General features: G+C 59.4%; 7 protein-coding genes. All 7 read right to left on the reverse strand.

What is annotated here, in order from left to right; genetic code table 11:
• Nucleotides 1-40: 40 nt before the first annotated feature.
• Entirely contained in the window at nucleotides 41-1,531 is a 1,491-nt protein-coding gene (rng, locus tag PHD44_RS12090) for a ribonuclease G (protein ID WP_300192075.1), read from the reverse strand.
• Nucleotides 1,524-2,153 carry a nucleoside triphosphate pyrophosphatase gene (locus PHD44_RS12095; protein WP_300192077.1) on the reverse strand — a complete coding sequence of 210 codons (630 nt, stop codon included), beginning with the start codon at nucleotides 2,151-2,153 and terminating at the stop codon, nucleotides 1,524-1,526. The genes rng and PHD44_RS12095 overlap by 8 nt, the downstream gene beginning before the upstream one ends.
• Nucleotides 2,154-2,159: 6 nt before the next feature.
• Nucleotides 2,160-2,630, reverse strand: coding sequence for a 23S rRNA (pseudouridine(1915)-N(3))-methyltransferase RlmH (gene rlmH / locus PHD44_RS12100; RefSeq protein ID WP_290677612.1), 471 nt, complete (start codon nucleotides 2,628-2,630; stop codon nucleotides 2,160-2,162).
• 20 nt (nucleotides 2,631-2,650) lie between these two features.
• A complete protein-coding gene (gene rsfS / locus PHD44_RS12105; RefSeq protein ID WP_300192080.1) occupies nucleotides 2,651-3,160 on the reverse strand; it encodes a ribosome silencing factor in 510 nt (169 codons plus the stop codon).
• Nucleotides 3,161-3,184: 24 nt separating this feature from the next.
• Entirely contained in the window at nucleotides 3,185-3,859 is a 675-nt protein-coding gene (nadD, locus tag PHD44_RS12110) for a nicotinate-nucleotide adenylyltransferase (protein ID WP_300192082.1), read from the reverse strand.
• A complete protein-coding gene (locus PHD44_RS12115) occupies nucleotides 3,852-5,153 on the reverse strand; it encodes a glutamate-5-semialdehyde dehydrogenase (protein ID WP_300192084.1) in 1,302 nt (433 codons plus the stop codon). The genes nadD and PHD44_RS12115 overlap by 8 nt, the downstream gene beginning before the upstream one ends.
• A gap of 8 nt (nucleotides 5,154-5,161) precedes the next feature.
• Nucleotides 5,162-5,879: DNA polymerase III subunit delta (gene holA, locus PHD44_RS12120; protein ID WP_300192085.1), on the reverse strand; the 718-nt coding region annotated here is incomplete at its 5' end.

Consider the following 5,879-nt stretch of genomic DNA (forward strand, 5'->3'; position numbering starts at 1 on the left):
CACGTGCCACTCCGGTTAACCGGGGCCATAAGCGAAGCATTCACATAAGAACGATGTCGTACTGCTCCGGTAAATAGTGAACATCGGCCTGCAAGCGCAGCGGCACACCGATGAATTCCTGCAACTCCGCCAGCGAGGTCGAATCTTCCTCGCGCAGACGATCGATGACCGCAGATGAGGCAATCACCAGCATCTGCTTCGCATGGTACTGGCGTGCCTCGCGAGTCACCTCACGGAAAATTTCGTAGCAGACGGTTTCAGCCGTTTTGACCGTACCGCGCCCACCGCAGGTCGGGCAGACCGTACAGAGGATATGTTCCAGCGATTCGCGCGTGCGTTTGCGGGTCATCTCGACCAGCCCCAATCCGGAAACCTCGCACACCTTGGTGCGGGCATGATCGGCTTCGAGTGCGCGCTTGAGCGTTTCCTGCACCGCCAGACGATGATCCGGCTCGATCATATCGATGAAATCGAGAATGATGATGCCGCCCAAGTTGCGAAGCCGGAGCTGGCGCGCAATGGCGCTTGCGGCCTCCAGATTGGTTTTGAAAATGGTTTCCTCGAGATTTTTCGAACCGACAAACCCGCCGGTATTCACATCGATCGTGGTCATCGCTTCGGTCTGATCGATGATGATGTACCCACCGGATTTGAGCGGCACGCGGCGTTCCAACGCATTGGCGATTTCCTGCTCGATGTTGTGCATGTCGAACAGGGGTCGCTCGCCGGGATAATGTTCCAGTATCGGCAGAATATCCGGCACCATTTCCTGGGCGAACTGAATGGCCCGATGATAGGTCTCGCGTGAATCGATACGGATTTTCTCGACATAGCGACCGAGCACATCGCGCAAAGTCCGCAGTGCAATCGGCAGATCTTCGAAAATCAGCCCCACGCCATTGGTCTGACTCTGGCGTTCCTGGACACTGGCCCACAACCGCAGCAGAAAGTCGTAATCCTGCCGCAGCGCTTCGGCAGTCGCCCCTTCGGCAGCCGTTCTCAAGATGAATCCACCGATCTCGCTGTCGCCCGTCCGCTCGATCGATTCGGCCATGAATTTGCCCAGAATATCCTTGAGGCGATCACGCTGCTCCGGGTCCTCGATCCGGCTCGATACACCGATATTCCGACCATTGGGCAGATACACGAGATAGCGTGACGGGATGGTGATTTCGGTCGTCAGGCGCGCGCCCTTGGTGCCCAGGGGGTCCTTGATGACCTGTACCACGAGATTCTGCCCCGTTCGCAGCAGGTCGTAGATCATCCGCGGGCGCGTCTCGACACCGGTTTCCTTTTCCTCCGGCTTGAGCTCGATATCCGAGACATGCAGAAACGCGGCGCGCTCCAGCCCGATATCCACGAATGCCGCTTCCATGCCCGGCAATACCCGGCTGACCCGCCCCTGATAGATATTGCCGACGATGCCGCGCGACCGTGAGCGTTCGATATTGATCTCTTGCAGCACCCCGTTTTCGACATAGGCGATCCGGGTTTCCTGCGGGGTCACATTGATGAGGATTTCTTCACTCATGGATCAAATCTCGTTGTGTTTGCAGCCAAACAGGATGAATGCCAAATTCTGCCAGCAGTTGCGCCGTTTCACACTGGGGCAGACCGACCACCGCGCCCCAGGAACCGCAGATCCGTTCGACGAACCGGGCGGCCATGCCTTGCAGGGCATAGGCACCGGCCTTATCCAGCGGTTCGCCGGTCGAAAGGTAGGCGGCGATCTGTGCCTCGCCAAGCGACATCATCGTGACATCCGTTTGCACGATCACCGATTCGCAACGCAGGCCGTCGGCGACAGCGATGGCAGTTACCACGGCATGCGTCTGTCCGCTCAAGGCTGACAGCATCGCGGCCGCTTCGCGTTCATCGACCGGCTTGCCGAAAATGCGGCCCTGATGGATCACGACGGTATCTCCGGCCAACACGACGCTGCCGTCAGGCAAATCGGCCATGGACAATGCCAATGCTGCCTTGCTGTGCGCCAAGCGTTCGACCAGAATCCATGCTGATTCGTTCTCTTGCGGCGTTTCATCGATCGAACAGACATCAGCCGGCAAGGTCTGAAACTCGAACCCCATATCTGCCAGCAACTGAGCGCGGCGCGGCGAGCTGGAAGCCAAAAACAGTGGTTTGGAGGGATTCATTTGCGTCTATTCACGGTGATAAGGATGTCCATTCAATAACGACCAAGCCCGGTAAAGCTGCTCGGCCAGAAGCACACGAACCAGCGGATGCGGCAGGATAAGATCGGACAGGCGCCAGAGCCGGTCGGCACCTTGGCGAAATTCGTCCGTCATGCCATCGGCACCGCCAACGACCACGGCAACATCACGCCCGGATTGCATCCAGTCGGCCATTTGAGCCGAGAGTTGGGCGGTCGTCCACGACTTGCCGCGTTCATCGCAGATGATTCTCCAGGCGCCCTTGGGTATTTGCGCCTCGATCCGCGCACATTCTTCAGATTTCGCGCGCTCGGTTGCCATGGTCTTGCTGCGCGCCACGGCGGGAACTTCGTGCAACTGAACCGGGCAGGCGGGCGGCATCCGTTTCAGGTATTCCGCCGTGCCTGCATTGGCCCAGTCGGGCAAACGCGTCCCGACACTGATCAGATGGATTTTCAACGGACGGCTTCAGGGCTTGATTACTTGGGCCTGGAAGAACCACGGATCTTGTCGATCGCCGTTGCGTAGGCCGCAGGGGCATCGGCCGCTGTTACAGCTTTGTTCGAAGCCTGGCTGGATTGGGCCGACCAGAGTTTTTCCAGCTGATAATGATCGCGCGTTTCCGGCAGCATGATATGCACCAGCACATCAATCGCATCGACGAGCACCCATTCGGTATTGGGCACGTCATCGCCTTCCACGCCCATAGGCCGCACACCGTGCGCCTTGAGTTGCTCGACCACGCTGTTGGCCTGCGACTTGAGGTGCCGGTCGGAAGTGCCCGACGAAAACACCATGAAATCGGCAAAATTGCACAGACCACGCACATCCAGCACGCGGATGTCGATGCCCTTGAGGTCTTCGAGCGCGGCGACAACCCAGCCCGCTATGGTTTCGGCCTCCGGGTAACCCTCTGAGTTTTGGGCTGTGCTGTTGGTTTGAGTAGAGGCCGGGTCGTTTGCAGCCGGTGCGTTGTCTTTTTGGGTCATGGTTCAGCTTTCTAGTAGAAAAAATTAATGGGTATTCAACCCAGAATCCGGATCAGAATAATAGGCTTGCAGGGGGTTTAGCAAACAATCCGGCACAAGGTAACGCACCGAGCGCCCGGCATCGAGTGCTGTGCGAATCGCGGTGGCGGAAATATCCAGCCGGGTGATTTCCAGCGCCACAATACCGCCCGCCCGCTGCCGGGTGAGTTGCTCCGGCCGGAGTCGCCGCTCGGCCAGCAATGCGGCGGCTTCACCAGTGGCCACAGCGCCCGGGCGACTGGCGACGGCGATATGCGCCCAATCGAACAGCTCCTGCCAACGATGCCACTGCAATAGTCCGTTGAAGGCATCCATTCCCAGGATCAGCACCAGATGACGCTCGGGAAATTCGGCTGCAAAGGACTTGAGTGTATCCACGGTGTACGAGAAACCTGCACGCTCAAGCTCTCGCCCATCGGGAATAAAATCCGGATGATTGACAATGGCGGCCTGCACCAATGCCAAGCGTTCATCCGGCCCCAATGCGGGCTGAGGGCGATGCGGCGGCACGGCGGATGGCACGAAATGCACCACAGCCAGATTCAATGCCTCCCGCACTTCTTCGGCCAGACGCAAATGTCCCAGATGAATCGGATCGAACGTGCCACCCAGAATCCCGAGCAGCGGCGCCTTTGCGTGATCAACCGGGGTATCAGCCACGGATATGACCATCACCCAGCACGATGTATTTCTGCGACGTGAGGCCCAACAGGCCCACCGGCCCGCGCGCATGAATCTTGTCGGTCGAAATGCCGATTTCCGCGCCTAGGCCATACTCGAACCCATCGGCAAAGCGCGTGGAAGCGTTCACCATCACCGATGCCGAATCCACCTCGCGCAAAAAACGGCGGGCGGTGGTGTAGCTTTCCGTCATGATCGAATCGGTGTGATGCGAGCCGTAGGTCTCGATGTGGTCGATGGCCTCATCGAGCGAATCGACCACACGCACGGCCAGAACCGGGGCGAGATATTCCGCGTACCAGTCCTCGACTGTAGCCGCAACGACGGAATCGCCCAGGATTGCTCGTAATATCACTTGTGTCTTCGGGCATCCGCGCAACTCGACGCCCTTTTCAACGTAATACGGGGCCACCATCGGCAAAAACCGGTCTGCCACCGCCGAATGCACCAGCAAGGTTTCCATGGCATTGCACACGCCATAACGATGGGTTTTGGCGTTGACGGCTACCGCCACCGCTTTATCCAGATCGGCCTGCTCATCCACGAATACGTGACACACACCGTCGAGATGCTTGATGACCGGCATCCGCGCCTGCTCGGTGACGAGCGCGACCAGACCCTTGCCGCCACGGGGAATCATCACGTCGATGTACTCATGCATGCCCAGCAGAATCGACACCGCCGCCCGATCGGTCGTCGGTACGATCTGCACGGCATCTTCCGGCAAGTCGCCCGCTTTCAAGCCGCTGCGGATCACGTCCGCCAGCGCCTGATTGGTTGCGGCCACTTCCGAACCGCCGCGCAAAATCGTGGCATTGCCCGACTTGAGGCACAGCGCCGCCGCATCGATGGTCACATTCGGACGCGATTCGTAAATGATGCCGATGACACCCAACGGCACGCGCATCTGCCCGACCTGAATGCCGGTGGGACGGAACACCATATTGGTGATCTCACCGACCGGATCGGGCAGGGCTACAATCTGCCGCACACCTTCGGCCATTTGTGCCACGCCCTTGGATGTCAGGATCAGTCGGTCGATCATCGCCGCATCCAGACCACGCGCCCGTGCGTTTGCAACGTCCACCGCGTTGGCGGTCAACAACTGCGCTTCGGCCGCGAGCAGCGCATCGGCAATCGCCAGAAGTGCGCGGTTCTTGTCCGCCGTGGTCACGCCAGCCAAGGCGCGCGAGGCCCGACGGGCCGCCCGGCCCATCTGAGTCATCACCTGGGTCATCATTTCGGTCAAATTTTCATCTACATTATTTTGCATCTGTCCACTCACTCATTTCGGGCGCGGCTGCCACCGCAGGCCGCCAAGGCCACGCGATCGAGCATTTGCCAAGGCTCACCTGCCGCTAGCCCCTTGATAGTCCGGTCGATCTCGGCACAGCGCCCCAGCAGCTTGAGCCAGTACGCCACCGGTGCGCGTCGTGCCGCCCGGGCATAGAAGGGTCGGCGGCCTTTGGGCACCGGCAAACGGTCGATGGCCGCGGGCTCATCCAGTGTAGCCAGTAGGCGCAGTTCCCGACTCAGCACCCACAAAATCAGGATGGCATCGACACCCTCTTCCCGCAACCGGGTAAGCAGATGTCCCGCACGGGCGCGGTCGCCATCCAACAAAGCATCGCCCAGATCAAACGGGTTGAACCGGGACTGATCGGTAATGTTTTCAAGCAGCACCTCCGCCGTCAGGGGGTTGGGCAAATTCAGCAGGCTGAACTTGTCGAGCTCCTGTTTGGCGGCGAGCAGGTTGCCCTCAACCCGCTCGGCAATCAGTTGCGCGGCATCCGACCGTATCTGCAAACCGAGCTTGGCACCGCGCGCTTCGATCCAGCGCGGCAGATCACGCAAACCAATCGGCCAGAACTGAATGGTGACGCCCGCCTGACTCAAGGCACTGAACCAGACCGACTTCTGTGCATTCATGTCCAGTTTCGGCAGGCTGATCAACCAGACATCGTCCGTCTCAGCAGCGTTCGATAATCGGGCTGACAAG

Source organism: Halothiobacillus sp. (assembly GCF_028710545.1).
In the GTDB taxonomy this organism is placed as follows: Bacteria; Pseudomonadota; Gammaproteobacteria; order Halothiobacillales; family Halothiobacillaceae; genus Halothiobacillus.

What these genes read in the sequence shown, in the direction of transcription:
- rng (WP_300192075.1), bottom strand. Translation starts at nt 1,531, where the DNA reads ATGAGTGAAGAAATCCTCATCAATGTGACCCCGCAGGAAACCCGGATC.
- PHD44_RS12095 (WP_300192077.1), bottom strand. Translation starts at nt 2,153, where the DNA reads ATGAATCCCTCCAAACCACTGTTTTTGGCTTCCAGCTCGCCGCGCCGC.
- rsfS (WP_300192080.1), bottom strand. Translation starts at nt 3,160, where the DNA reads ATGACCCAAAAAGACAACGCACCGGCTGCAAACGACCCGGCCTCTACT.
- PHD44_RS12115 (WP_300192084.1), bottom strand. Translation starts at nt 5,153, where the DNA reads ATGCAAAATAATGTAGATGAAAATTTGACCGAAATGATGACCCAGGTG.